This is a genomic window from Daejeonella lutea (assembly GCF_900168015.1).
In the GTDB taxonomy this organism is placed as follows: Bacteria; Bacteroidota; Bacteroidia; order Sphingobacteriales; family Sphingobacteriaceae; genus Daejeonella; species Daejeonella lutea.
The window spans coordinates 254466-279548 of sequence record NZ_FUYR01000001.1 but is presented as its reverse complement, the minus strand read 5'-3'; the positions used below and the strand labels follow the sequence as shown (position 1 = coordinate 279548).

Genomic DNA, 25083 nt, shown 5'->3' with positions numbered 1-25083 from the left:
CCCACTGACAAAACCGAACTTTCAGCTCAAAATAACTTCATCGCCGATCAATAATATATACCTGCTAATGAGAACAATCAAACTTTGCCTATTTTTTTTCCTTCTATTCTGCACGGCTACCGGAGCCTACGCGCAAAGCGACACCGCCACAACTCAGCTAGTTGCCCTGAACAATTTTGTTGTTAAAGAGAATCTTCTAAAGAATAACAAGATAGCAATTATTGCTGCCGACGAAAATGAGAAACCGATTGAAAGTTTGAACGGGACTTTCCAATTCAGTATAAATGGATTTCAGCAGGAGCTAAAATTCAACAATGGCGTTGCTGTTGCTCCGCAAGCTATTGATAAATCAACCTTTCTGTACCTGCGCCATGAAAATGAATCCGGCACACACGGAAAGCTGTACTACATCTATAAGAAGGGTGATGACTTGAGCCCGTATAAAATAAACTGGCTGGTGTTGATCCTGATACCACTAGGCATTGTTGCCCTGGCACTCCTGTTTAAGAGGTTTATCATCATTGGAGGCATCATATTGATCGCATTCCTAATCTTCAACTCTAAGAATGGCTTGGGTATACCCACCTTTTTTGACACGGTGTTTGATGGATTGAAAGGACTGTTTTAGTGAGAGGATGCAGTGATCGGGTATGTGGCAATCAGTACTTAGTGATCAGTTGCCCAGTGGACGCAACTCTCAACTTAAAAAGGCATCCCGATCCCAAAGTTATATTGGACCAGCCTGTATACGTCCGGGTAGTTGGTAATTGCGTACTTTTCTTTAAATTCGGATTTGTTGAAGAGATACTTTAAAACATATTGGTCTGACCCCTTGAACTGTGGATCTTTCACCTTAATTCCAAGATCAAATCTGAAAACAAAATAATTTAAATCAAATCGTAATCCTGCTCCAGTTCCGACAGCTAATTGCCCCAGGAACTTATTGAACTTAAATTCCCCGCCTGGGTTTTCAATCATGGCTGCCGCCGAGCTTTTCCTCCACACGTTACCAAAATCAACGAATGTTGCACCCTTCACCTTCGCATTAAGAATATTGTCGGCTATTTTAAAGCGATATTCCAGGTTTCCTTCAAGTTTGTACTCTCCAAGCTGATCCAGGTTTCTTAGATTCCTGCGTAGTGTGTTTGCTTTTTCGTCTGTACCCAGCGACGCCCGATTATAATTCCCTGGCCCCAAAGTTCTGGCCTGCCATGCACGTACCCCACTTGATCCACCCGCAAAAAAGTTTTTCTCAAAGGTCAGCTGCTCGCTGTTACCGTGCGGTATTCCAATACCGGGATTGAGGCGGAAAATAAACTGTTTCTCCCCGCCAAGTGATCGGTAGAACCGTACATCAGCTTCGAGCTTAACATACTCCTGGTAAGGCAAGCCGAAGATTGTCTTGGATCCTGCGGTGTCTGTTTTAAAGTTGAAGACTTTATCCAATAATCCGAGTGTATTCCCGGCAGCATCAATAGCTCCTCTTAAATAGATAAAATTAGAATAGGTATTAAGCCTAATGGTATTCAACGTATATGCGTACTGACTTCCCAGATTAAAGAATGCTCTATTATTGGTTCTTACATAAAGTTCGTATCCCCTCTGCCGAAGCGTATCTCTAAATACGGGATTAAGCTTACCCTTTCGGAATTCTATATTTATAGGTGTAAGTGTATGCAGTTTGTATTTTGTTTCTACCCAATCGTAAGTAATTGAGTTTATAAACACTCTGCTCGAAAATGCATTCTTTTGATCGAACAACTGCACACTGCTCGATATTGTGGTATGTGGGATGCCATTTTTACCCATCATTGGAATGGGAAAAGGGACCAATAATTTAGGCAAAACCAGGTTCACACCAAGCTGAAGGTCACGGCTAAAGATCTTATCGATCAGATTTCCGGTTGCATTAGCATCAAACAGAACCCCATATTTAGCTTTCACCTCGAGCAGCTCTGCTCCGCCAAAAAGGTTACGGTTAGTATATGTATTACCGACATTGAAACCATTACGACCGGAATTAAACGTATACTCCCCTTCCACCCGGTTACTCATTCGTTTCAATGGAACAATATCATAGCGGGGCTGCAGACGGTTCGTACTATCACTCATCTTCGCGTAGTCGATCTTTACCGTGCGAAAAACATTTAGATCATAAAGCCTATCGTATGTAAGGTCTTCTTTATCGATGTTATAAATATCGCCTTTCTTAATATAAATATACCTCGCAATCGGCTTTGGCTTGAATTTGCCTGAATAATCGACAAAATTAAATTGAGTATCGACGTTAACCGTATCTTTAATCAGGCTGTCGGTAAGGGCATCACTATTCCGAATCGTGATAAAGCTATTATCGATTGTATAAACCTGGTGAGAATTCTTATCGGTTGGATTTGCCAGATACATGATAACTTTTGCCTGGCTGCTGTTCAGGTTACTGTCTACGTCAAAACGCACAAATTGCCTTACATAATCGTAGTATCCATTCTGTTTCATAAGCCTGAATATTTGCTCCCTTTCAAAGGCTAATGAATCAGAATCAAAGCGTTGCCCTTCACGCATTTTGGTGAATTTAGGTCTGTTTTCCTGGTAAAGTTTTGCAACTGCCGAGTCGGCAATCTCGTAATTGATACTACTGATCTTAAACTCGGGACCTTGTTCTGCAGTGAAAGTTATGGTCGCCTTTTTGTTTTCTACCAGTATGTCGCTCTTAACTTTGGCTTTAAAGAACCCTTTTGTTGCCAGAAATTTCTCAATTTGAAGCCGGGATATTTCAACAAGGGAACTATCCAATAAATGCGGTGCCTCACCAATTGCCCGGACCCGGTCTGTACGGTACTTACCTTTCTTTGTATTCAGAAGATTGTATAATGCGAGATTAAGTCGGGAATTTGGGCGAATATCGTTTTGAACAAATGTGAGGGCTTTTGCCTCAAACTCTTCACTGACACTGTCCAGTTTAACGCTCTTCACCAGGGCCTGGTCGTCAGGAATGAAGCGCGTAGCGTTGCAGGAAGACAGAATGATGATCAAAAGCAGTATACTTGCAAGTGAGGAACTACGGCAGATAGAGTATGATTTCAAAGTCTCAAATAAGTTTTATAAAATCGTTACAGCAAAAAAAACTCCGAAAAGAACACGGCCTTTTTATAGCTGAAGGCTTAAAGTCCATTTCAGAATTTGTTAATTCTGACTATGTAATTGACACCATCTTTTACACTGAAAATGTGATGCCAAAGTTGGGTAAATTATCACAGAATATAAAGGCAATAGAAATCAGCGCCGGCGATCTTACCAAAATAAGCTCCTTAACCACACCTCAACAATTCCTTGCCCTGATTAAAATTCCAGAATCTAGAGTGTTAACAACGCAAATGCTGAAAGGTTCATTCAGTATTGCACTTGACGGAATTCAGGATCCGGGAAATCTGGGTACAATTATTCGTACCGCAGACTGGTTTGGTTTTAACCGGGTCATTTGTTCTGAAGATACGGTGGATGTGTATAACGCAAAAGTTGTCCAGGCCACAATGGGATCACTTTCACGCGTGCACGTGGAGTATACAGACTTAAAGGCCTTACTACAGAATTGTTCCTTGCCCGTGTTCGGTGCTTTGTTAAACGGAAAATCCATTTATAAGACCGATTTTGGTTCTGAAGGCCTGGTGATCCTGGGTAACGAGGGCAAAGGAATACGACCGGAAATAATTGATAAAATCACTTATCCAGTAACAATACCTAGCTTTGGAAAAGCAGAATCCCTAAATGTCGCTATTTCTGCTTCGATATTTTGCTCTGAAATGCGAAGAAATTCGTAAAATTTGTTGGGGAGCAATAATAAATTACTACTTTTGCAGTCCTTTACAAAAGGTCGGGTGGCCGAGTGGCTAGGCAGAGGTCTGCAAAACCTTTTACACCGGTTCGAATCCGGTCCTGACCTCAACGAAAAAATTAAAATTAAGAACCATGGGCGTTACACGTTTAAAGAGAAAAGACAGAAAAAATAAGACCACTTCGCGTTTGGAGGTGCAATTTTTGAAATTAGGCCGGAACATTGAAACCGGAAGCCGTTCAGCTGAATCTGCGAAAAGCCAGGTGAGCAAGAATAATGCGGTTTTAGCTGCAATCGAATCAGCTGCTAAGAAGTAAGATTTTCTTACTTAAGAATTTAATCCTGACCATTTATGGTTGGGATTTTTTTTGCGTGTATGTTTGGTTTTTACAAAAAGAGAGAGCCAGCATTAAATTTTCAGGAAAGCAAGGACAGCTACATATTCGCTTAAGTGTTGATATATAGGATCGCTAATCCTTGTTCTCTTTACTACCTGCATGCGGGCAGGCAGGTTTCCTCTTTATTCAGACTTCAGTAGTCCCTTCAAAATCCTCTTTACCAAACCCGGCCCTTCATATATAAAACCCGTGTAGATCTGAACAAGCGTTGCCCCTGCATTAATCTTTTCGATCGCATCCTCAGGAGAGTGTATACCACCCACTCCGATAATTGCAAAAGTTCTATTAGATTTTTCAGACAAGTAGCGGATAACCTCAGTTGACCGTTTAGTTAGTGGTTTGCCACTCAAACCTCCCGTCTCGTTATGGAGATTTGCTGATGAATTCAGTCCCTCACGTGAAATGGTTGTGTTCGTTGCTATAACACCGGCAATTTTTGTTTCCCCCACAATATCAATGATATCGTCCAACTGTGATTCCGTCAGATCGGGTGCAATTTTCAGAAAAATCGGTCTTGATATTTCGTTTTTAAGATTTCGCTGCTGCAGGGAGTTCAATATGTGCATCAATGGCTCTTTCTCCTGCAGTTCCCGAAGGCCAGGTGTATTCGGGGAGCTTACATTAACTACGAAGTAGTCTACCACATCAAACAAACGGTCAAAACATTTAATATAGTCACTCAATGCATCTTCATTTGGAGTGATCTTATTCTTCCCAATATTACCTCCAATAATCAGCTCTTTCCGGTCTAGCTTGCTCAAACGATGCGCAACTACGTCCACACCCTGATTATTGAATCCCATCCGGTTGATAAGTGCATCATCCTCCGGCAACCGGAACATACGGGGTTTTTCATTGCCCGGTTGCGGCAGTGGTGTCACCGTACCAATTTCAATGAAGCCAAATCCAAATTCAGCCAGATCACTTATAAAGTCAGCATTTTTATCGAACCCTGCAGCCAGTCCCAGCGGATTTTTAAACTTTAAGCCAGCCACTTCCCGTTCAAGCCTCTTATCATTAACATGGAAAGAACTTTTCAGCAAGGGCTTTACACCCCAGACCCGGTTTGCAATACGCAGGCCTCCCGTTACAAAATGATGAATGTTTTCCGGGTCAAACTTGAATAATAGTGGCTTAATGATCTGATACATGCAGCGAATTTACAGGTTTGGACCTTTAATTTCTAGAACTGAGTGCATTATTCATAGCCCTCGGGAGCACGTTTACCCAGTCTGAACCTCACTTTTCCATTTTCTCCGTCGAGGGCTCTAAGATTGATAACGATCCCTTTCAGATCACGATCCTTTGTAGGTATGTTGCTGCTTGCAACAGGAATGTCTTTCCCAGGATTGCGCAGGGGAATTTTTATCGCAATATTAGTTCCCGTGGTAAAACTGTAAACACCATCGAGAAAAATATTCACCACAGTTGAGCGAATTTCCATTGGAGGTATGATGACCTTATTCCCCTGCAGGTTAAGTGTATTCTTCAAACTGGTGAAACGGATATCTGAAAAGTTCCTGTTCGGAAATGCAAAACTCCCCACCTTTTTCATCGGCTCGAAATTAACCAGTGCTCCGTTGCGTATGTCAAACGTAACATTCCCCCGGAATGAACGCGGTACAATTGTTCCATTGTCAGACATCGATCCTGAAACAGACGTCCCACCAAAAAACGTCCCGCGAAGGTTTTGACTGGTGATTGCATCCTGCCCGAAATTATCGAATGCATAAAAGAGTCGTTCAACATTTACGTTGTTAATCTTCGAATCGATGTTAAACCGGTTAATTCTTGCGGATTGATCAATATTACCTGTAAGATTAAAACTCCCACCACCCTGCTTCAGACTCAGGTTATTTATGGCAATACCTGATTGCTTAAGAGTAATAGCGCCTCTTACATCGGTAGCAACAAACTTCTTGTAGATCACCTTGTTCACATTAAGATTCATTCCCATGCTTGCCTGTGCAAGTATTCGCTCTAGGTTACCCGACATTTTTTGAACTGCACGATTGGAGGCCGCCGCACTGCCCCCAGCCTTCCGCCTTCCAAGAAAGACCATAAACTCGTTCAAATTAATCTGCGGGCTTCTTATCTGCCAGTTAATCAACATTTTTTCCGGATCAGAATAATACAGGTTGGAAAAGTTCTTCACCACCCCATTCATGGATAGTGAAGAGGAGCCACTCCTTAGTTTAATGTTATCGATAGAAAGATCACGACCCCTAAAATTCATTACCAATTGCATATCATTTAAAGATAGATTCCGTGGATGATATATCGCCCGTGCATCGTGCACATGAATTTTACCATAAATGAACCGCTGCCCTTTGTCGTTTTGCTCAAATGGGGCCTTATAAATAAGATCAAGGTCTGCTTTACCAGCTGTGAAATCAAATGTACTGCCGCCCAATACTTTATTTAGTTTGGTCAATCGAAATGCGGACTTGAATCGACCCGTAAACACAGGGCGCCTGAGGTCCGTAATCCTGACTGAATCTGCAGTAAAAGGGATATCGAAATAATTTCCCTTCATATTATTGAAAATTATAACCGAATTCGGATCATTTCTCGGCCCTCCTTTAATCCACTCATTGCTATAGCTGCCCGTAAAACTTACATTAGTAATAGTTTCGCCAGCCAAGCTTAACTGGTTATCTTCGACGATCCATTTGACGTCAATAAATGGTTCGCCCCCCCTTTTAAGTTTCCCCCTCAACGATGCCTGGACATTTACGGGATTTTTTACACCATACCGTTTCAATTTTCTGGTTACATGGGGCGATAACAGCGTAAGAGCATCCTTATAAAGTATTGAAGGTGCTTTGATGTTTAATTTATAATCTGAAGCATTAGGAGCGAACTTAAATTCTCCGCCAATGCTAATCTCGTCGTCATCAATGGAAATTTGCTGTTCAGGGATAGTTAGCAGGTGGTTTTCTTCATTGTAGGCAAGTTTAAGATCCATATCCAGCATCTTATCCTTGAGAAAACTTCCCCGGTTCAGATTAAAGGAAAATGATTCAACCTTGGACTTTATACTAACCGCGCCAGCCCATCCATCAGAAGTATAATTCAGGCTCCCGATAAAATCATCTATATTAAATTTAAAAAGCTTGTTCTTCAGCTTGTCGTCAATGGTCAGCACAACATTGTCGAGAAGCACCCGGTTGACTCGTTTTCTTCCAACATTCCCTCCGGCATTAGTTGTATCACGTTTTCTGAAAATGTCTGTATTTCTTAATCCGGAACTATCGGTAAACAGGTAGATCGCACCATTACTTACCCGGATATCTTTGATTGTTGGAGAACCTGTGAGGATAGAAAATGCATCGATCTTAATAAAAACGTTCTTGGCTTTCAAAAGATCATGTTTATGCCGTGACCATAAACTATCGCGTAGAAGCACGTTCTCAAGCATAACGGAAATCCCAGGAAACCCCTGGATCAAATCGGGCTCCATACGATCGATGGTCAGTTTTCCATTAAGGCTTTCGTTTAATTGCTCAGTTACAGTTCGTAATAATGCCTTTTTATTTGAATACACATATGCTGCGACCCCAATCCACAGTATCATTGCCAGGCAAATAAGAATTGCCCCGAGCTTAAGAGTTAGCTTTAACCAGCGGGGCATTTTGGGTTTGAGTTAGGCATGAGAGGATTGTTAATGTTTCTATTCGGAATATAAACAAAATACAAGCCAATTGTTTGGGAGCCCTGTCAAACATGACGCGATCCTTACATAAACCGAGTCTTGAAACGAGATGCTTCCCCTCATTAAATCCATTTCAGGCCTAAAAACAAAGACATAAATTCCGTACTTTTGCGCCAAATGATTGCGATAAACAACCTGACGTTCGAGATCGGTGCAAGGGCATTATACGACGAAGCGAACTGGCACATTAAACCCGGTGAAAAAATAGGATTAATCGGGGCAAATGGAACAGGGAAGACTACCCTGTTAAAAATAATTGTAGGTGACTACGCTCCTACCAGCGGCACCATTTCCATGGCCAAGGATATAAAAATTGGCTACCTCAATCAGGATCTGCTTTCCTATCAATCTGACAAAAGCATATTGCATGTTGCAATGGAAGCATTTGGTCGCCAAAATCAACTTCACACTGAGATTGAGGATCTACTTAAAAAAATAGAGACTGAATATACTGATGAACTGATCAACAAGCTCAGCGACAAGCAGCTGGAATTTGAAGCGCTTGATGGATATAATATTGAATATCGTGCGCATGAGATCATGGCCGGACTTGGTTTTAGCGAAGCAGATACTCACCGCACCCTTGCTGAATTTTCCGGCGGGTGGAGAATGCGCGTGATGCTTGCCCGTATTTTACTTCAGGCGCCTGACATTTTGCTTCTGGATGAGCCGACCAACCACCTGGATCTTCCATCTATCAAATGGCTGGAAACTTATTTACAAGCGTTTGAAGGTGCAATCGTAATTGTGTCGCACGACAGGTACTTCCTTGACCGTGTGGTAAAGAAAATTGTTGAATCCCGCAAAGGGAAGCTTATCCCATACGCCGGAAACTATAGCTTCTATGTGGAAGAAAAAGGACTTCGTGAGGAAATCCAAAGCGGACAGTTTAAAAATCAGCAGGCAAAAATAAAGCAGGAAGAGCGGCTAATCGAACGTTTCCGAGCGAAGGCAAGTAAAGCCAAAATGGCTCAATCCCGTATAAAAGCCCTCGAGAAAATGGAACGTGTTGACGATGTTGACGATGATAATCCGTCGGTTAACTTCAGCTTTAAATTCAGCAAGCAATCGGGGCGTCATGTAGTCCGCATCGAAGACCTGACAAAATCATACCCGGGGGTCCCAATAGTCAAGAATGCAACAGCTACCATTGAGAAAGGCGATAAAATTGCCTTAATCGGTGCGAATGGCCGTGGTAAATCTACTGTGTTAAGAATCATTGCTGGTGCCGATAAAAATTATACCGGCATGTGTGAGACCGGCCATAATGTGACGCAGACTTTCTTTGCGCAGCATCAGCTGGAAGCCCTGCACCTTGAAAACGAGATTATCCGGGAACTACAGGCTTTCGCACCGAAACATACAGAAACTGAATTACGGTCTATTCTTGGTTGCTTCCTGTTTACCGGCGACGATGCCTTTAAAAAGATAAAAGTCCTTTCCGGAGGTGAAAAATCACGTGTAGCACTCGCGAAAGCGCTGACTGCTGATGCCAATTTCCTTATTCTGGATGAGCCGACCAACCACCTGGATATAGCTTCAGTTAATATATTGATTCAGGCTCTGGACCAGTTTGAAGGGACGTTTATAGTGGTTTCTCACGACAGATACCTGCTCGATAACGTGGCAAACAAAATCTGGTTTATTGAAGATCAGGAAATAAAAGAATATCCGGGAACATACGCTGAATACGAGGAATGGAATTCAAAAAGGGTGTATGTGCCGAAGGCTATAACGGCTGAAAGTCCGAAAAAGGAAACAAAGAAAGAGGATAAACCGGCATCTGCTACAGAAGACCGCAATAAAGATCTTAAAAAGCTTAATCAGGAACTGCAGAAACTTGAAACAGAGATTGCAGAACTTGAGAGTTCCGTTAAGCATGCTGAAGCTGAGCTCGCAAAAGAAGAAATATATTCTGATAGCGAGAAACTATCGGAGGCAAACCGCCGTTATCAGCAATTGAGTCCGCGTTTGTTAAAGGCTCAGGCCGAGTGGGAACGTATGGCGGACGAGATCATGGAACTCGAAGGAAAATAACTCTCCCTCTCAGCCCGGCAATATTTAAATTGTATGAGGAAGTTGGTTGCCCTTTTTTTAATGATCTTTTCTGTTGGAAGCAGTTTCGCGCAGAAGAAACCGCGGGTAAAATCTGTTGAAACACCACAACATGATCTTCGATACGAGAATTTTGTATATATCCCAGAGATCCGGTCGGTTGAATTTTACAACCGGTCTAAAGAGCAATCCATCCCTGTTTATATTCTCGGAAGTACAGAAACATTGCTGCTTGGCTTTGATGATCTTCGGGGTGGGAGCCGTAACGTAAGCTATTCATTAGAGCATTGTGATGCCGAATGGAAAAGCAGCCGCTTGTCTCCTATTGATTTCATAGAAAGTTTTACGGAAGACAGAATCATGGATTATCGGTCTTCGTTCAACACATTGCAGAAGTACACTCATTACGAACTTACAATTCCTAACCTAAATGTAAAGCCGAAAATTTCAGGCAATTATCTCTTAAAAGTCTACGAAGACAATGATCAACGCAAGATCCTGTTAACCAGGAGAATGTACGTTGTGAGTTCGCAGGTCAGCATCGGGGCTGAAATTACGGCTTCTAATATCGTTCAGGAACGTGATCAGAGGCAAAAGCTCAATTTTATTGTAAACCACGGCAATCTGAACATCACCAATCCCTATCTCGATGTTAAAGCATTTATTTTTCAGAATAACAGGCCAGATAACATACAAGCGGTACTAAAGCCTACATTTGTGAGACCCGGACAATTAGTTTACAATGATCTTCGTGGCAATGATTTTAAAGGTGGCTCTGAATTCCGTCGCTTCGATATCCGAAGCCTTCGCTTCCGAACTGAGAGAGTATCTAAAATAACTCAGGATACGGTCAACATCGTTACTCTTCTGACTGATGTCCCGGAAAATAGTTCGAGCTACACCTTTTTATATGATGAAAACGGGACATTCTTTATCCGCAATCAGGATGGCCGTGACAACCGCACGGATGGTGATTACTCAACAGTGCAGTTAAGCCTCGCAAGCAAGAGGCCATCCATTGACGGCGATGCTTATGTTGTAGGTCAATTTAATGATTACAAACTGACAGATAAACTCAGCTTTGACGAAACCAGCAACCGCTTCCGCGGATCTATATTTGTGAAACAGGGTGTATTCGACTATCATTACATATGGGTAAGCAATGATGGAAAAACCCGCGACGATACCGTATTTGACGGCTCACACTTTCAAACGGAAAATGATTATCAGATCTTATTCTACTATAGAAAACCGGGTTCCCGGTGGGATGAGCTTATAGGTTTCACGCAAATTAACACGGTGAAGAGATAGAGTTCGAAGGTCAAAGGTCTGATTGGATTTCCGACCTCTGACTTTCTACCTCCTATTTCTGAATAATTATACCCCGCTAAGTTTCCACGGAGCCCTGTACTCACGCTTAACGAATTGATTTACTTCGTTAACATTTGTAACCTTCATATTTTCCGCATCCCATAGCAAGTTGATACCGCGTGTTGGATATACTTTACGCGGAGGTCGGCCATTTGCTCCTGGCATTTCAGTGAACAAATCATGACCTCTGATAGCCAGATTACACATGAGCATAGCTTCAGACAATAATGCTGCCTTGTCAAATGGAGAACTGGTTTCCATATTCCCATATCCTGCCAGGCAAGCTTCAACCCACTGAGCATAATGCCCGTTGGCCTGATTTTTTACCCTAGCATATTTCTGAGGAACTGTAACTTCATCCATACGGGATACGGGTAAAAGCCTTGCATTTGCTGCGTAGCAATTTGCCATCATTTTCCCTTTTGTACCGATAAACAGCATTCCACCATCTCCACCACCAAAACGTTCTGATGGATCCAATTCTTGAGGACGTTGTGGCTGTATTCCGCCATCCATCCAATGTATTTTAACGGGACCCTGCGTTTTTGGCGTTTTTGGAAAGGTCATTATGCTATAGTTCGAGGCAGGTCCCGTTTCAGGAAAATAACCTGAACCGCTCGAACTGGTTTGTACTTCAGAAACATGCTGAAGACCTAAGACGCTCATTGGTGCTTCAATAAAATGAGCACCCATGTCACCAAGGACGCCTGTGCCATATTCCCACCATCCTCTCCAGTTGAAAGGAACCAGATCAATACCACCTTCGGAGGCAGGTGCCGGGAAGGGCCTTGCCGGAGCAGTACCCTGCCACAGATCCCAGTTCAAATTTGGTGGAGGGGTTGCGGTTTTTGTTGGCCAGTTCAAATTGCCCTGTGGCCATACCGGCCGGTTCGTCCAGATCTGAACTTCACTAACGTCGCCGATAACTCCAGCTTCAAACCACTCACGCATTTGCCTCACGCCATCGTTTGATGCCCCCTGGTTACCCATTTGGGTCACAACTTTGTGTTTTTTTGCAAGATCTGCTAGCACCCGTACCTCATAGACGTCATGTGCAAGTGGCTTTTGGATCCAGCAATGTTTGCCCAAAACCATTGCTGCTGATCCGACAACTGCGTGCGTATGATCAGGAGTTGAGACGGACACCGCATCAAATTTTTTGTGCTCTTTATCAAACATCTCTCTCCAGTCAACATAGCGCTTTGCATCCGGATAGGTTGTGAATGCTTTTGAAGCTCTTTTTTCGTCCACATCGCATAAAAATGCCATTTTGGCCTTCCCGCTACCCATAAACCCCGATATGTCACTATCTCCCTTGCCTCCTGCACCAACTGCTGCTATGTACAGGGTGTCGCTGGGTGCAAGATAACCTCTTCCAAGCACGTGACGGGGAACGATGGTAAAACCAGCAACAGCAACAGCGCTGCTTTTTAAAAATGTTCTTCTCGAATTATCAGAAACCTTTTTTTCTTTTTTGTTCTTCATTTCGCAGTGGTTAGTATTTATTAGTTGAATAGGTGTAAATAAAATTTGTTACCGATCGTGTTTAGAATCTCGTGAATTTTAAGATTCCAAATCTTTATTTCAAATGACAATGTAAGAAATATTATAATTAAAATACCGAATAACCGATCCGAAATAATACGTGTTTTATCGAATTCACGGGCTGATTCTCTGATAACATAATATCAAAAACAAAGGATTATCAAAGTCTTTTTCCCTTACCTATAATTCACATGGCCGTAAAGAACAGATTCAAAATATTATCTTTGTTCGCATGAACACCCCATCCAAAAGCCCTAAAAATTCATTCACAATCATGAATGAATTGGTTCTTCCAAACGATACTAATACGCTTAATAACCTGATGGGAGGCAGATTGCTTCATTGGATGGATATTGCCGCAGCAATTTCAGCTCAGAAACACTGCAATAATATTGTTGTTACCGCTTCAGTTGACAACGTCTCGTTCCAGCACCCCATTAAACTTGGAGATGTAATTACGATTGAAGCCCAGGTCACCCGCGCATTTACCACATCTGTTGAAGTCAGGCTTTCTGTTTGGGCTGAAAACATTCCATCCGGTTCCCGGGTGAAGTCAAACGAAGCTTATTACACCTTTGTTGCCATTGATCAGGACAGCAAGACAGTCCCGGTCCCAGCTATTGCTCCAGAAACAGAACAAGATCAAAAATTATTCGACGGGGCTTTACGCCGGCGTCAGTTGCGTTTAATACTTGCTGGTAAGATGAAAGCGAACGACGCTACTGAACTTAAAGCACTGTTTTTAGACGGAGAGGCTTGAGGGAGAACGGAAGACAGAAGCCTGAGTGGAGAACGAGAATAGCGTAAGAGATGTCGCAATCCATCCAGATTTCAGACCTTTGACCTCTGACAGCGGTTCTCTAGCTTCCCAATTCCAGAATCCGATCAAACTCTTCTGGTTTAATTGAAACCACCGACAAGCGTCCTTGTCGCACCAGATTTATACCCCTTAATTTCTCATCCGCCTTAATCTGAGCAAGACTAACTGGTTTCTTCAATGATTCTACAGGAGCAAAATCTACTACTACCCAATTGGTATCGTCGGTTGTGGGATCCTGGTAAGCCTCTCCAACTACTTTAGCGATTCCTACAATTTCCTTACCCTCATTACTATGGTAAAATAATACCAGGTCATGCTCCTTCATCTCCCTCAAATTATTACGAGCCTGATAATTTCTTACCCCATCCCAGAAAGTCTTGCCATCTTTTTTGAATTTATCCCAGGAATATTTAAATGGTTCAGATTTTATTAACCAGTAGTTCATCGTATTGAATTATCGCTTTTTGTGCCCAGATATGATCTCAAATTAACATTGACTCGTGACAAATATAAGTGAAAAGGATAAAGAAGCGGGCGTTGAAAAATGGCAAAATATTATCAGTAATGATATATGCGTGGAAATAATAGATTTGCATATATTTTCTACTTTAATGCATCCCACCTTTGCGAGGATAACGTAATGGATAAATATACATCCTAAAATATGGAGGCAGTGAACATTCCCTTCCAGCTAACCCACTGGGAAACCATCCCAGCTACTTCGCACCCCGGAGATACAGGTTTTGCGCTATGGAAAACGCTCCAGTTTGGCGATCTCAGGATTAGAATGGTCGAATATTCTGCTGGATATAAGGCCGACCATTGGTGCACCAAAGGCCATATTATCTATTGCATATCTGGTGAAATGATCACGGAATTGCAGGACGGGTCGAAACACCTGCTTTCAACAGGAATGAGCTACGAAGTGTCTGATGATCTCAGTTCTCACCGCTCATTTTCTGAAAACGGTGTTCGACTTTTAATTATAGACGGTGGCTTTTTAAAAGCTCACCCATAGCAATCAGGTTCTTTTCCTTGACAATCGAGATCCGGCAATTTTTGCTATTTTCACGGGCAATGAAAATCTTTCGCTATCTAGTTATATTCCTAGCACTTTTAACTGTATCCTGTAATTACGTAAGAAAGATAAGTGAAGATCCTATACCGACTTTTACAGCTGTAAAAGGAATCAAATACAGCGAGGTACATCGGCGTTTTCACAATGGTCTTTCATTTCATGAATCCGGGTTTCAGCTTGAGCCGGAATGGGAGGTCTATTTTAGCGCGGATGACTCCATCAAAATTTATAGTCCGGAAAGAAAACAATACATGCCATACAGGATATTTCACAGCCACAAAGCACTGTTTCACTTTGCCAGGGACTGGTTCAGAGTAAAGCATGTAAGTAAAGACAGCCTGGTTTTGCAGGTTATGGAACTCGAATCGCGAGTCGTCAAGGAAGAGCTGTCCAATGTATATATGACATTATACTCACATGACTTTATAAATAATGTTTTAAAAACAACGGCGGAAAAGCTTAGAGAGCCATCAAGGGAAGACAGTTTGTTTGTTAAATATCGTGCGATACAGGCTAACAGTGATCCTGACAGCCTGTTTGCAGCCCGTAACCCTGTGGTACTCAAAAGCAAAAGCAAGCTGTTAGAAGTTGTGAAAACCAATTCCTTGGCCGACCCGTATCTTGGATATATCAGCCGTTCTGAAGAGTACCTCTATCCCGAATACAAAATAAAGATAGATAAGGCCTACCAGGATTTTCAATATTCCTTTCAGGTCATCGTCGATCACAATGGAAAGATGGTATTTAAAAATTTCCTTGTAGTTGTAATGCCTGAGTTTTTAGAAACGAAAACGAGGGTTGCCAAAGGTATCATCGATGTTTATCTGAAAAACCTTTTAGAGGTAATACCCGGTAACACATTAGGATACCCGCATTCCAGTGTGATAAACTTACATGTAAAAGGTGTAAAAAAATGAGGGCACTGATGAAAGGGTAATGACCACCGTTGACCAATATTACCGATCACTTATCATCTCTCACCTTCTTTGATCTCTATTAATCCGATCACGTTTCCAAAGGGATCGTTTATGCTTCCCAACCTGATGCCCTCTCCGACACCATGAACATCCTCATGGATGCTTACCTTCCTTTTTATAAGCTGTTCAAACATCTGATCGATATTGTCGACTTTCCAGTAGGTAATACTGCTATTTCCTTTCGAATATTCTTTAATAGAAGGATCCAGGCCAAGCTCAAAACCATTGATGTCAAATCCTACATAAAAGCTCTCATCAAAGTACGGTTTAATATCAAACATCTCGGAATACCACATTTTTGCCACTTCCAGATTAGCAACGTGGTAAACTATTGTTCTAAGTCCTGTTAACATTTTAGTGTATAATTTTAAATAGCAGTTCTTTCATCAACTCTCCCTGTTCAGTGTTGCCACTTGCGTCAACACCTTTTGTTTTTAGGTCGCATTCACGCAGATAGCTGATCACTTGAAATGTCTTTTGCTTACTAAAACTCCTGCCAGCTGTTTCGTAATCCTTGACAAAAAAGGGAGCCACGCCAAGCTCTCTAGCCAGTGCCTGTGGACTTTTATCTGTAGCATAGTGGTATTTTAAAACTTTGGTGAAGTAGGTATTCAGCGTTCCAAGCAATAATTGTATTGGATTATTTTTAGGATTTGCAGAAAAGTAATTGATGATCTGGTTCACTTTGTAGGCATCTTTCCTGGCAATAGCAGTCTGCAGTTCAAAAACATTATACTCCTTGCTGATACCGATGTTATTCTCGACGTCATTTGAGCTTATTTCTTCTCCTCTCTTTACGTTCAGCATAAGCTTCTCAAGCTCGTTTGCAACCTTTGATAGATCATTCCCAAGGTATTCAGCCAAAAGTGCAGAAGCCCGCACATGAATACTATAGCCCTTCTCCCGTACAAAGTCTTCTATCCATCCCGGGACTTTGCTTTCGTAAATTTCCGCTGATTCGAAGACAAGCCCTTTCTTTTCAATCGCTTTATAGGTTTTCTTTCGCTTGTCGAACTTGCCGTTACGGTAACAAAAAACAAGGATCGTACTTGGAAGTGGATTTTCGAGATATGTGAGCAGGGGATCCCCCGCTTTTTTACCATCATCACCATCTTTTCCCCACTTCAAATCCTGTGCTTCCTTGACTATCACTACCTGATATTCGCTCATCATCGGGAAACGCTTCGCAGAGTTGATGATTGTCATCACATCGCTGTCCTTCCCGTAAAAGATTGTTTGATTAAATCCCTTTTCAGCGTCACTAAGTAGATTGGACTCAATATAATCGCTCACCTTATCGATAAAATAAGACTCCTCTCCATGCAGCAGATACACAGGTTTGTATTTCCGATTTTTGAGATCTTTAATAAGTTCGTTGATGTTCATTTTGGAGTCTGCAAAATACAAAATAATGAAGGTCAATCAAGGCTTGCAGACATGAATATTGCAATGTAAGTTTGGGACACTACAGCATATTAGCCAAAGTGGCTGAGTAAAACGTTTTAACATGTTTGAGCCTACTTCATTAAATCTGCCCCACTATCCTTTCAGGCTGAAACAGACTGGCGAAACGATGTATATTTTTGATGAGGTCAGAAAAAAATTTCTCGTTCTCACACCTGAAGAGTGGGTAAGGCAACATTTCGTTCAATTCCTTATAAACGAGAAGAAGTATCCCCGGTCATTAATTAAACTGGAGGGGGGCTTAACGTTAAATACGCTCAAGAAAAGGTCAGACATTTTACTTTTCAATAACTTAGGAGAGAAAACCATTCTGATAGAATGTAAAGCTCCATCCGTTAAGATTTCGCAGTCGACATTCGATCAGGTCGCCAGGTACAATTTCGTACATCGTGTCAAATTCCTTGTGGTAACAAATGGACTTCAACATTATTGTGCTGAAATCAATTTTGAAAATGAATCTTATCAATTTCTGAAAAACCTGCCGGAATATTCTTCCGCCGATAGAATTTGAAAAAGCGACTGATTTCCCCTGATCATGCAGGTAAAAAAGATTATTTGGTGTAAATAAATCCAAACCAAACAATATCCCGTATATATACCGTACATTTAGAAATTACAGCGAGATGTAGTCTTTGCAGTAGATTTTTAATCTTCACATCTCAGTGTTTATCATAAAGTTAAGGTGATTTTGCCCTGTGTTTTAAGTTAATTTTATGATTATTCTTCTTTTTTTTGTTGCGCATTGGTTCCTTTCCCTTTTCTTCCAAACCTTTTTTCAGCACCGTTATGCTTCTCACAGAATGTTCACGATGAGCAAAACGTGGGAAAGAATATTCTATCTAATGGCTTACGTCTTCGAAGGTGCATCATTCCTGAATCCCCGTGCTTACGCCATCATGCATCGGGAGCACCACGCATATAGTGATACGGAGAAAGATCCCCATTCCCCGCACTTCTTCACTGATGTGTTTCAAATGATGAAAGCGACGATCATTACATTCAGAGATCATTTAAAGCGCAGCCGAAACCCTGAAACTTGTGCTGAAGGCTATTACCCGGAATGGCCAATTATCGATAGGATCGGTTCGTCTATTGCCTCGAGGCTTATGTTCGGGGCTCTATACACCTGGTTCTACATTGAATTTGTTCCTGTTGGCTCAGAGTGGATGTATCTTCTATTACCTGTTCACTACCTAATGGGACCGCTGCACGGTGCGATCGTTAATTGGTGCGGACATAAATACGGCTACTCTAATTTTGACAATAACGACAAATCAAAAAATAGCACACCATTTGATTTCCTTATGCTTGGTGAACTTTTTCAGAATAACCACCACCGACATCCCAATAGCGCGAATTTCGGAAGTAAGTGGTTCGAAATCGATCCTGTTTATCCAGTTATGAAGATTATGCACCACCTGCGAATAATCAAATTGCGCAAAATCTATTGACATTACGGGACCATCACCATTACATTACTCTTTCGTATATTTATCCTCTGTCGAGAACTAATGTATTTCGCCTTGGTATAAAAATTATGGCGGAACTAGATTATTTCCGACTGTTAACCAAGAAATTATGTAGCACCGGTAATATTTGGCCCGAATCCATCGTATAGAGTAATATGAAAACAATAAATAAAGATTATAACATTTCCCCTTTCATGAAGGTATTTACATTTCTGGTGCTTTCAACTGTCTTTTTAGCGTCTTGCCAGAAGCCATCGAACCAGGAACCTGATCTACAGTCAGCGGTAAATGTTGTGAACGCCACTATTGGAATGCCTCAGATGGGTTTTTTTATTAACGGAGGCAAGATTCAGGGTGATCTCCTAAAGTATACCGACGAAAGTGGGTACTTTATCACCTTTCCTGGCACCCGTTCTTTTGATGTGGCTGCGGATGGAATTACTGACTATGTTTTAAAGACAACTGTCACTTTTAAACAGAACACCTACCACACAGTCTTTATAGTTGGTGAAAGCGGGTCGGTCAGTTCATTTTTCACAGATGATGATTTAAGTAACCCGCCATCCGGAAAAGCAAAGCTGCGATTTGTAAATACAAGTCCCGATGCTGGAAACCTCATACTGACCCTTAAAAATGGCACCTCGCTTTTTACCGAGCAAGGATACAAAGGAGCTTCACAGTTCATAACTATGGATCCCGGAGTTTATGATCTTCAGGTGAAAACTTCTACAGGTACTGTCCTTGTTGAGAGAAATGTTACGATTGCAACAGGGGTTATTTACACAGCCTGGGTTAAAGGGTTAAGATCAGGGACCTCGAATTCTCCAATTGGCTTACAATTCAGGTCAATCAACTAATAATCAGACTTTGAAAATTTAAAACAGGGCCACTTTGGTGGTCCTGTTTTTTTTATATCGGATTTGTCAGCACACGTAAGGCTTCTTTACATTTCTGAAAGCAACAAATTGTTCATATTCCCGGGCTCAGATTTCATGGATATTGGATGCTAAACATGATTTTTTGTAGAATATCGCTTAACTTTAACGCGCGGATGAAGATTAAAGTTGCCCACTTCTTTTTACTCACTGTGCTTTGTGTACTTCCGGTTGTAGGCCAAGCATCGCAAGTCGTGGACCAGCAACATCCCCAGGAACTTGCCGTACTCGATTTTAGAAATGAATCATTTTCTGATGAACTGAAGCTGGACGGCAAATGGAATTTCTATTGGAAACAGCTGATAAATCCCGGTGACACGGCATCCAAAAAAGGAATACTTGTAGACTTTCCGTTTCGTTGGGATGGATTTGTTTTGGATGGGAAGAAGCTTCCAGCCTACGGATACGCGACTTATAAGGTAAAAGTCCTGCTACCCCCGAGTTCCAAACCCTTCAGGATCATGATGACAGATGTGTACACTGCATACAGGCTTTTCATCAATGGTAATGAAGTGGCCAGCAATGGCCGAGTTAGCACCTCGGAGGCAGGTTTTGAACCATTTTGGCAATATCATGAGGTGGACATTCCATTGCATACCGACACACTTGATGTGATACTTCAGATATCAAATTTTGTACATAGTAAGGGTGGGGCAAAAAAATCCCTACTCATAGGCGAGAGGGAACATCTGGAACTGCACCGAAACAGGGACGAAGCGATAGACCTTGTTCTTACCGGATGTTTGGTAATGGGCGGCTTTTTCTTTCTCGGACTCTATCTTTTGGGCAATCGCGACAAGGCGATTTTACTCTTCGCACTCTTCACCATAGTTTATAGCTACAGGACGGTAGGTATTGACAATTACACGCTTCACAGTATATTTCCAGACATTCCCTGGATATTAGGCGTAAGGCTGGAATATATTACCCTATTTATGGGAATCGGACTATTCGGACTTTATACTCGATACCTGTATCCTGACGATATCCACCGACTTACGGTAAAGGTTATTTGGGGATTATGCATCCTGTTTGCTTTATCGTCGCTTGTGCTTACACCGTTCTATTTCTCACAGCTAATAAACCCATTTCTTCTGATCATGGTGTTTTGTCTTGTGTACATCCCTTATGTCTATACGGTTGCCTATCGGAAAAAGCGCCCCGGATCACTTTATGCACTGATGAGCTCCGTTTCGTTAATGCTTGTATTCTCGATATCTCTGCTTAATTACTGGCTTCTCATTCCAACGATGCCGCTAATGAGTTTCATCTGCTATATCAGCTTTTTCTTTTTACAGTCCCTTATCTTATCGCACAGGGTGTCCTTCACACTTCGGCAGGCAAGGGAGCAGGCGGAGATGGGCTTGATCGCAAAAAGCGAGTTTCTTAGCACGATGAGCCACGAAATAAGAACCCCACTCAATTCGGTAATTGGAATGAGCCATCTGTTATTAAGGCAGGATCCTCGACAAGATCAGATTGAGAAATTGGAGGTGATGTTATTTTCAGCCAATAACCTTTTGTCAATTGTGAACGACATTCTGGATTACAATAAAATTGAGGCTGGAAAGATCACCTTTGAACATATCGAGATGGACTCTGCGTCAATCGTACGGAACATTGTTAGTGGTTTACAGGGCTCAGCACTCGACAAAGGGATAAAATTAAATGTTAAGATTGATGAGGAACTAAAAAGCAAACTAATTGGAGATCCTACACGATTATATCAGGTTATCACCAATCTTGTACACAACGCGATAAAATTTACTCAGGAAGGCTACGTGGAGGTCAGTGTGGAAGTTTTAAAGCAGGACGAGCTTGAAGCAGAATTATGCTTTAAAGTGAAGGACACCGGCATCGGCATCTCGGAAGAGAAACAACGGATAATTTTTGATCGCTTTACTCAAGCTGATTCTTCTACGTCGCGGGGCTTTGGAGGGACAGGGTTAGGTCTTGCAATCAGTAAAAAAATCCTCGAGCTGCAGAATTCGACCCTTAGCTTAAGAAGTGAGGCAGGGAAGGGTTCAACTTTCTACTTCACCCAGGTTTTCAAAAAGAGTTTGCTAGGTTCTGAACAAAAAAGTCCTGAAATACTGGAACCCGATGCAGATGATATGCCCTTGAAAGGGGTACATATTTTAGTTGCCGAGGATAACCCTATGAACGTGCTGGTTGCCCAAAAATTTCTGGAAAGATGGGGTGCATCAATTGATGTCGCGACCAACGGTCTTGAGGCTGTTAATAAAATTGACCCCTCGATCCATCATCTGGTTTTAATAGATCTGCACATGCCAGTAATGGACGGATACGAAGCCGCTACAAAAATGAGGGCACAGGGAATAAAGATCCCGATTGTTGCTTTAACTGCAAATCTTCCTAAAGAAATTGAAGAGCAAGTAAAAAACACCGGAATTGACGATATCGTAGTCAAGCCCTTCCTCCCTGATGAGCTTTACAGAAAGGTATTGCATTATACCTCCAAAACAAAAAAGCAACCTTAATTTACAAGGCTTGCTAGACCCTCTTCAAGGATTTTCATTTTCGCCAACGCATCTTCCTTCTTCCGTCTCTCGATATCCACTATCTCGGCTTTAGCGTTCTGTACAAAGCGGTCATTCGATAATTTAGCCTCCACAGATTTCAGAAAGCCTTTTAAATAATCTATTTCCCTTTCCAGTCGCTCTTTTTCCGCGCTCACATCTATGTTATTTTCAAGCGGTACGAAAAACTCATCGGTGCCGGCCATGAATGATGCAGCTCCTGAAATCTTTTCTGATACGAGATCAGTCTTGTCGATATTAGCTAGTTTTGAAATTATAGTAACGTAATTGCTGTAATTAATTTCAGAGTTTGCCTTTATACTCAAAGACAAGGTTTCCTTTGGCGAGATCTGTTTTATATTCCGGATGTTCCTGATCTCAGACACAACTTGCTTAATAATTTGAATCTCTTGTAAAAGATTGGAATCTATATTACCTGGTACCGGATAGGGCGCCACAATACAGCAGTCAAGTTCAGGTCGCTCTTCAAAAAGGTCGTCGTGCCATAGTTCTTCAGTAAGGAAAGGCATCAATGGGTGCAGCAGTTTTAAAATATTCTCGAAATAAGAAATTGTAATTCTGTAAGTCTCACTGTCAATTGGCTGCTGGTAAGCAGGCTTAATCATCTCCAGATACCATGCACAGAAATCATCCCATACCAGCTTATAAATTCCCATAAGGGCTTCTGAAAGGCGGTATTGCTTGTAATTATCTTCAATTTCAACCAGTGCCTGACCAAAAGCAGAATCAAACCAGGCAATTGCCTGTTGATTCGTATTTTCAAGATTCGGATCAACCTCAAAGCCCTTCACCAGCCGGAATGCATTCCAAATTTTGTTTGCGAAATTCCTTCCTTGCTCGCAATAAGCTTCATCAAACATAAGGTCGTTTCCCGCAGGAGAACAAAGAAGCATCCCTACGCGGACGCCATCGGCTCCATATTTGTCGATCAGTTCAAATGGATCAGGTGAATTCCCGAGTGACTTCGACATCTTTCTTCCCTTCTTGTCTCTCACTATCCCGGTCAAATACACGTTCTTAAACGGCGCCTCTCCGCGAAATTCGTGACCAGCCATAATCATCCTTGCCACCCAAAAGAAAAGTATCTCCGGGGCAGTAACCAAATCATTGGTTGGATAATAATATTTTATGTCGGCATTGTCCGGATCCTTGAATCCATCAAAGACAGATATTGGCCACAACCATGACGAGAACCAGGTGTCCATCACATCATCATCCTGGCGAAGGATTCCGGCAGGTGAGTTCGGAAATTGGCCTTGAAATTCTGCACGTGCCTCTTCCTCAGTTTTAGCAACAACCCACTCTCCTTTTTCATTGTACCAGGCTGGTATTCGTTGTCCCCACCACAATTGGCGGCTGATACACCAATCCTTAACATTCTCCATCCAATGCTTGTATGTGTTTATAAATTTGTCGGGAATTAGCTTTACTTCCCCGTCAAGCACATATTTTAATGCCGGTCCCGACATTTCAGACATCTTACAAAACCATTGCAGGGATAATTTTGGTTCAATTGCTGAATCCGTGCGCTCGGAAAAGCCAACCTGAGACTTATAGTCTTCGACTTTTTCGAGATTCCCCTGCTCTTCAAGCATTGCTGCAATCTTTTTTCTGGCGATAAATCTGTCTTCACCAATGAGTATCACCGCCTTTTCATTCAGGGTGCCATCATCATTCAATATATCGATTACGGGAAGATTGTGTTTCACTCCAAGTTCATAGTCATTGAGATCATGTGCCGGGGTCACTTTAAGACAGCCAGTGCCGAACTCCATATCTACATATTCATCCTCAATTACCGGTATCTCTCGCCCTATTAATGGAATAAGAATTTTCTTTCCTTTGAGATGTTTGTACCGTTCATCATTAGGGTTAATACATATCGCAGAGTCTGCCATAATGGTCTCAGGCCTTGTCGTCGCAATAATGATGTGCCCATCTCCCATTCCCGACTCTTCATTCCCTTCCATACCGGCAGGCAAGTTGCTACCTGATACTTGATACTTGATATAGTATAGCTTCTGATTGACCTCTTTGCGAATAACTTCTTCATCCGACACCGCGGTTTTTCCTTTTGGATCCCAATTCACCATCCGGATTCCACGGTAAATCCAACCCTTTTTGTATAAATGAATAAAACTGTCAATAACGGCTTCCGAAAGGTTCTCCTCCATTGTAAACCGTGTGCGGTCCCAATCACAGGATGCTCCAAGCTTTTCGAGCTGTTTAAGGATAATTCCTCCGTACTTATCTTTCCACTCATAAGCGTGAGCCATGAACTCTTCACGACTTACGTCTTTCTTTTCTATACCTTTTTCCTTTAGTAATGCAACAACCTTTGCTTCTGTTGCAATGGATGCGTGATCTGTTCCGGGTACCCAGCAGGCATTTTTACCCTGCATACGTGCTTTTCTGATCAGAACATCCTGAATTGTATTATTGAGCATATGGCCCATATGCAAAACCCCGGTAACATTAGGTGGTGGTATGACTATAGTATATGGTTCACGGTCGTCGGGCACAGAGCGGAAAAACTTCTTGTCCAGCCAATATTTATACCATTTGTCTTCGGTTTCCTTCGGGTTATAGGTTTTAGGAATGCTCATCTTAAAAAAGGGGAATTAAGGAGCAAATTTACTCAATTGAGCGGTTATTCTCGAATAGTATCACTCTAAAAATGATCAGAAATAGGCTTAAGCAGCTCGTTGGACTTTTTCTATGATTTTATTTGTGCACCACAATAAAATCCAAAATTAAAAGTTATTATAAAGTTTTAAATCTCCTTTTGAAACCATAATGATACATTTCTACATCAAATGAAAATATCGCCCAATTTTAAACTAACCTCGTTTTTGCTTGATTA

The 25083-nt window shown here is 41.8% G+C and carries 20 protein-coding genes and 1 tRNA gene; 13 read left to right on the top strand and 8 right to left on the bottom strand.

What is annotated here, in order from left to right; all coding sequences use genetic code 11:
• The first annotated feature begins 67 nt into the window (after positions 1-67).
• Positions 68-628: a hypothetical protein gene (locus B5X60_RS01365; protein WP_245803440.1), complete on the top strand. Its 561-nt coding sequence runs from the start codon at positions 68-70 to the stop codon at positions 626-628.
• A 74-nt stretch (positions 629-702) separates the two neighbouring features.
• On the opposite strand, the gene tamL is transcribed toward B5X60_RS01365, so the two are convergent.
• Positions 703-3084, bottom strand: a complete 2382-nt coding sequence (tamL, locus tag B5X60_RS01360; RefSeq protein WP_245803439.1) for a translocation and assembly module lipoprotein TamL — start codon at positions 3082-3084, stop codon at positions 703-705.
• Between tamL and B5X60_RS01355 the strand changes: the two genes are divergently transcribed.
• From B5X60_RS01355 to B5X60_RS01345, 3 genes are all read left to right on the top strand, one after another.
• The gene (locus B5X60_RS01355) at positions 3075-3818 is read left to right on the top strand and encodes a TrmH family RNA methyltransferase (protein WP_079700776.1); all 744 of its coding nucleotides are present in this window, start codon (positions 3075-3077) and stop codon (positions 3816-3818) included. The genes tamL and B5X60_RS01355 overlap by 10 nt on opposite strands.
• 51 nt (positions 3819-3869) lie before the next feature.
• A tRNA-Cys gene (locus B5X60_RS01350) sits at positions 3870-3940 on the top strand.
• 26 nt (positions 3941-3966) lie between these two features.
• Complete coding sequence (locus B5X60_RS01345) at positions 3967-4149, top strand: spore protein (RefSeq protein ID WP_079700775.1); 183 nt, start codon at positions 3967-3969, stop codon at positions 4147-4149.
• Positions 4150-4352: 203 nt separating this feature from the next.
• On the opposite strand, the gene B5X60_RS01340 is transcribed toward B5X60_RS01345, so the two are convergent.
• Together B5X60_RS01340 and B5X60_RS01335 are read right to left on the bottom strand one after the other, a co-directional pair.
• A complete protein-coding gene (locus B5X60_RS01340) occupies positions 4353-5381 on the bottom strand; it encodes a quinone-dependent dihydroorotate dehydrogenase (RefSeq protein ID WP_079700774.1) in 1029 nt (342 codons plus the stop codon).
• A gap of 47 nt (positions 5382-5428) precedes the next feature.
• Positions 5429-7864: an AsmA family protein gene (locus B5X60_RS01335; RefSeq protein ID WP_079700773.1), complete on the bottom strand. Its 2436-nt coding sequence runs from the start codon at positions 7862-7864 to the stop codon at positions 5429-5431.
• Between the two features lie 198 nt (positions 7865-8062).
• On the opposite strand from B5X60_RS01335, the gene B5X60_RS01330 reads away from it, so the two are divergent.
• The gene (locus B5X60_RS01330) at positions 8063-9982 is read left to right on the top strand and encodes an ABC-F family ATP-binding cassette domain-containing protein (RefSeq protein ID WP_079700772.1); all 1920 of its coding nucleotides are present in this window, start codon (positions 8063-8065) and stop codon (positions 9980-9982) included.
• Positions 9983-10015: 33 nt separating this feature from the next.
• Entirely contained in the window at positions 10016-11311 is a 1296-nt protein-coding gene (locus B5X60_RS01325) for a type IX secretion system plug protein (RefSeq protein WP_079700771.1), read from the top strand.
• Between the two features lie 66 nt (positions 11312-11377).
• On the opposite strand, the gene B5X60_RS01320 is transcribed toward B5X60_RS01325, so the two are convergent.
• Positions 11378-12856, bottom strand: a complete 1479-nt coding sequence (locus B5X60_RS01320) for a Gfo/Idh/MocA family protein (protein WP_079700770.1) — start codon at positions 12854-12856, stop codon at positions 11378-11380.
• 292 nt (positions 12857-13148) lie between these two features.
• Here B5X60_RS01320 and B5X60_RS01315 point away from each other — a divergent pair, with 292 nt between their 5' ends.
• On the top strand, positions 13149-13676 hold the full coding sequence (locus B5X60_RS01315) for an acyl-CoA thioesterase (RefSeq protein WP_079700769.1): 528 nt from the start codon (positions 13149-13151) through the stop codon (positions 13674-13676).
• 100 nt (positions 13677-13776) lie between these two features.
• On the opposite strand, the gene B5X60_RS01310 is transcribed toward B5X60_RS01315, so the two are convergent.
• A complete protein-coding gene (locus B5X60_RS01310; RefSeq protein ID WP_079700768.1) occupies positions 13777-14181 on the bottom strand; it encodes an EVE domain-containing protein in 405 nt (134 codons plus the stop codon).
• A 219-nt stretch (positions 14182-14400) separates the two neighbouring features.
• On the opposite strand from B5X60_RS01310, the gene B5X60_RS01305 reads away from it, so the two are divergent.
• Positions 14401-14754 (top strand): DHCW motif cupin fold protein, encoded by a 354-nt coding sequence (locus B5X60_RS01305; RefSeq protein WP_079700767.1) that lies wholly within the window; start codon positions 14401-14403, stop codon positions 14752-14754.
• A 59-nt stretch (positions 14755-14813) separates the two neighbouring features.
• Positions 14814-15731 (top strand): hypothetical protein, encoded by a 918-nt coding sequence (locus B5X60_RS01300; RefSeq protein ID WP_079700766.1) that lies wholly within the window; start codon positions 14814-14816, stop codon positions 15729-15731.
• Positions 15732-15784: 53 nt separating this feature from the next.
• Here the strand turns inward: B5X60_RS01300 and B5X60_RS01295 are convergent, their stop codons facing one another.
• Both B5X60_RS01295 and holA read right to left on the bottom strand, forming a co-directional pair.
• Positions 15785-16144: a VOC family protein gene (locus tag B5X60_RS01295; protein ID WP_079700765.1), complete on the bottom strand. Its 360-nt coding sequence runs from the start codon at positions 16142-16144 to the stop codon at positions 15785-15787.
• Position 16145: 1 nt separating this feature from the next.
• The gene (gene holA / locus B5X60_RS01290) at positions 16146-17177 is read right to left on the bottom strand and encodes a DNA polymerase III subunit delta (protein ID WP_079700764.1); all 1032 of its coding nucleotides are present in this window, start codon (positions 17175-17177) and stop codon (positions 16146-16148) included.
• Positions 17178-17298: 121 nt separating this feature from the next.
• Between holA and B5X60_RS01285 the strand changes: the two genes are divergently transcribed.
• The 4 genes from B5X60_RS01285 to B5X60_RS01270 all read left to right on the top strand — a co-directional run bounded on the left by B5X60_RS01285 (position 17299) and on the right by B5X60_RS01270 (position 22160).
• Entirely contained in the window at positions 17299-17766 is a 468-nt protein-coding gene (locus tag B5X60_RS01285; protein ID WP_079700763.1) for a type I restriction enzyme HsdR N-terminal domain-containing protein, read from the top strand.
• A gap of 202 nt (positions 17767-17968) precedes the next feature.
• Positions 17969-18706 carry an acyl-CoA desaturase gene (locus B5X60_RS01280; protein ID WP_079700762.1) on the top strand — a complete coding sequence of 246 codons (738 nt, stop codon included), beginning with the start codon at positions 17969-17971 and terminating at the stop codon, positions 18704-18706.
• A gap of 173 nt (positions 18707-18879) precedes the next feature.
• The gene (locus tag B5X60_RS01275; RefSeq protein WP_079700761.1) at positions 18880-19581 is read left to right on the top strand and encodes a DUF4397 domain-containing protein; all 702 of its coding nucleotides are present in this window, start codon (positions 18880-18882) and stop codon (positions 19579-19581) included.
• A 194-nt stretch (positions 19582-19775) separates the two neighbouring features.
• Positions 19776-22160, top strand: a complete 2385-nt coding sequence (locus tag B5X60_RS01270; RefSeq protein ID WP_079700760.1) for an ATP-binding protein — start codon at positions 19776-19778, stop codon at positions 22158-22160.
• Here the strand turns inward: B5X60_RS01270 and B5X60_RS01265 are convergent.
• Complete coding sequence (locus tag B5X60_RS01265) at positions 22157-24826, bottom strand: valine--tRNA ligase (protein ID WP_079700759.1); 2670 nt, start codon at positions 24824-24826, stop codon at positions 22157-22159. The genes B5X60_RS01270 and B5X60_RS01265 overlap by 4 nt on opposite strands.
• Positions 24827-25083 lie beyond the last annotated feature (257 nt).

What these genes read in the sequence shown, in the direction of transcription:
- B5X60_RS01365 (WP_245803440.1), top strand. Translation starts at nt 68, where the DNA reads ATGAGAACAATCAAACTTTGCCTATTTTTTTTCCTTCTATTCTGCACG.
- B5X60_RS01355 (WP_079700776.1), top strand. Translation starts at nt 3,075, where the DNA reads ATGATTTCAAAGTCTCAAATAAGTTTTATAAAATCGTTACAGCAAAAA.
- B5X60_RS01345 (WP_079700775.1), top strand. Translation starts at nt 3,967, where the DNA reads ATGGGCGTTACACGTTTAAAGAGAAAAGACAGAAAAAATAAGACCACT.
- B5X60_RS01340 (WP_079700774.1), bottom strand. Translation starts at nt 5,381, where the DNA reads ATGTATCAGATCATTAAGCCACTATTATTCAAGTTTGACCCGGAAAAC.
- B5X60_RS01335 (WP_079700773.1), bottom strand. Translation starts at nt 7,864, where the DNA reads ATGCCCCGCTGGTTAAAGCTAACTCTTAAGCTCGGGGCAATTCTTATT.
- B5X60_RS01330 (WP_079700772.1), top strand. Translation starts at nt 8,063, where the DNA reads ATGATTGCGATAAACAACCTGACGTTCGAGATCGGTGCAAGGGCATTA.
- B5X60_RS01325 (WP_079700771.1), top strand. Translation starts at nt 10,016, where the DNA reads ATGAGGAAGTTGGTTGCCCTTTTTTTAATGATCTTTTCTGTTGGAAGC.
- B5X60_RS01320 (WP_079700770.1), bottom strand. Translation starts at nt 12,856, where the DNA reads ATGAAGAACAAAAAAGAAAAAAAGGTTTCTGATAATTCGAGAAGAACA.
- B5X60_RS01315 (WP_079700769.1), top strand. Translation starts at nt 13,149, where the DNA reads ATGAACACCCCATCCAAAAGCCCTAAAAATTCATTCACAATCATGAAT.
- B5X60_RS01310 (WP_079700768.1), bottom strand. Translation starts at nt 14,181, where the DNA reads ATGAACTACTGGTTAATAAAATCTGAACCATTTAAATATTCCTGGGAT.
- B5X60_RS01305 (WP_079700767.1), top strand. Translation starts at nt 14,401, where the DNA reads ATGGAGGCAGTGAACATTCCCTTCCAGCTAACCCACTGGGAAACCATC.
- B5X60_RS01300 (WP_079700766.1), top strand. Translation starts at nt 14,814, where the DNA reads ATGAAAATCTTTCGCTATCTAGTTATATTCCTAGCACTTTTAACTGTA.
- B5X60_RS01295 (WP_079700765.1), bottom strand. Translation starts at nt 16,144, where the DNA reads ATGTTAACAGGACTTAGAACAATAGTTTACCACGTTGCTAATCTGGAA.
- holA (WP_079700764.1), bottom strand. Translation starts at nt 17,177, where the DNA reads ATGAACATCAACGAACTTATTAAAGATCTCAAAAATCGGAAATACAAA.
- B5X60_RS01285 (WP_079700763.1), top strand. Translation starts at nt 17,299, where the DNA reads ATGTTTGAGCCTACTTCATTAAATCTGCCCCACTATCCTTTCAGGCTG.
- B5X60_RS01280 (WP_079700762.1), top strand. Translation starts at nt 17,969, where the DNA reads ATGATTATTCTTCTTTTTTTTGTTGCGCATTGGTTCCTTTCCCTTTTC.
- B5X60_RS01275 (WP_079700761.1), top strand. Translation starts at nt 18,880, where the DNA reads ATGAAAACAATAAATAAAGATTATAACATTTCCCCTTTCATGAAGGTA.
- B5X60_RS01270 (WP_079700760.1), top strand. Translation starts at nt 19,776, where the DNA reads ATGAAGATTAAAGTTGCCCACTTCTTTTTACTCACTGTGCTTTGTGTA.
- B5X60_RS01265 (WP_079700759.1), bottom strand. Translation starts at nt 24,826, where the DNA reads ATGAGCATTCCTAAAACCTATAACCCGAAGGAAACCGAAGACAAATGG.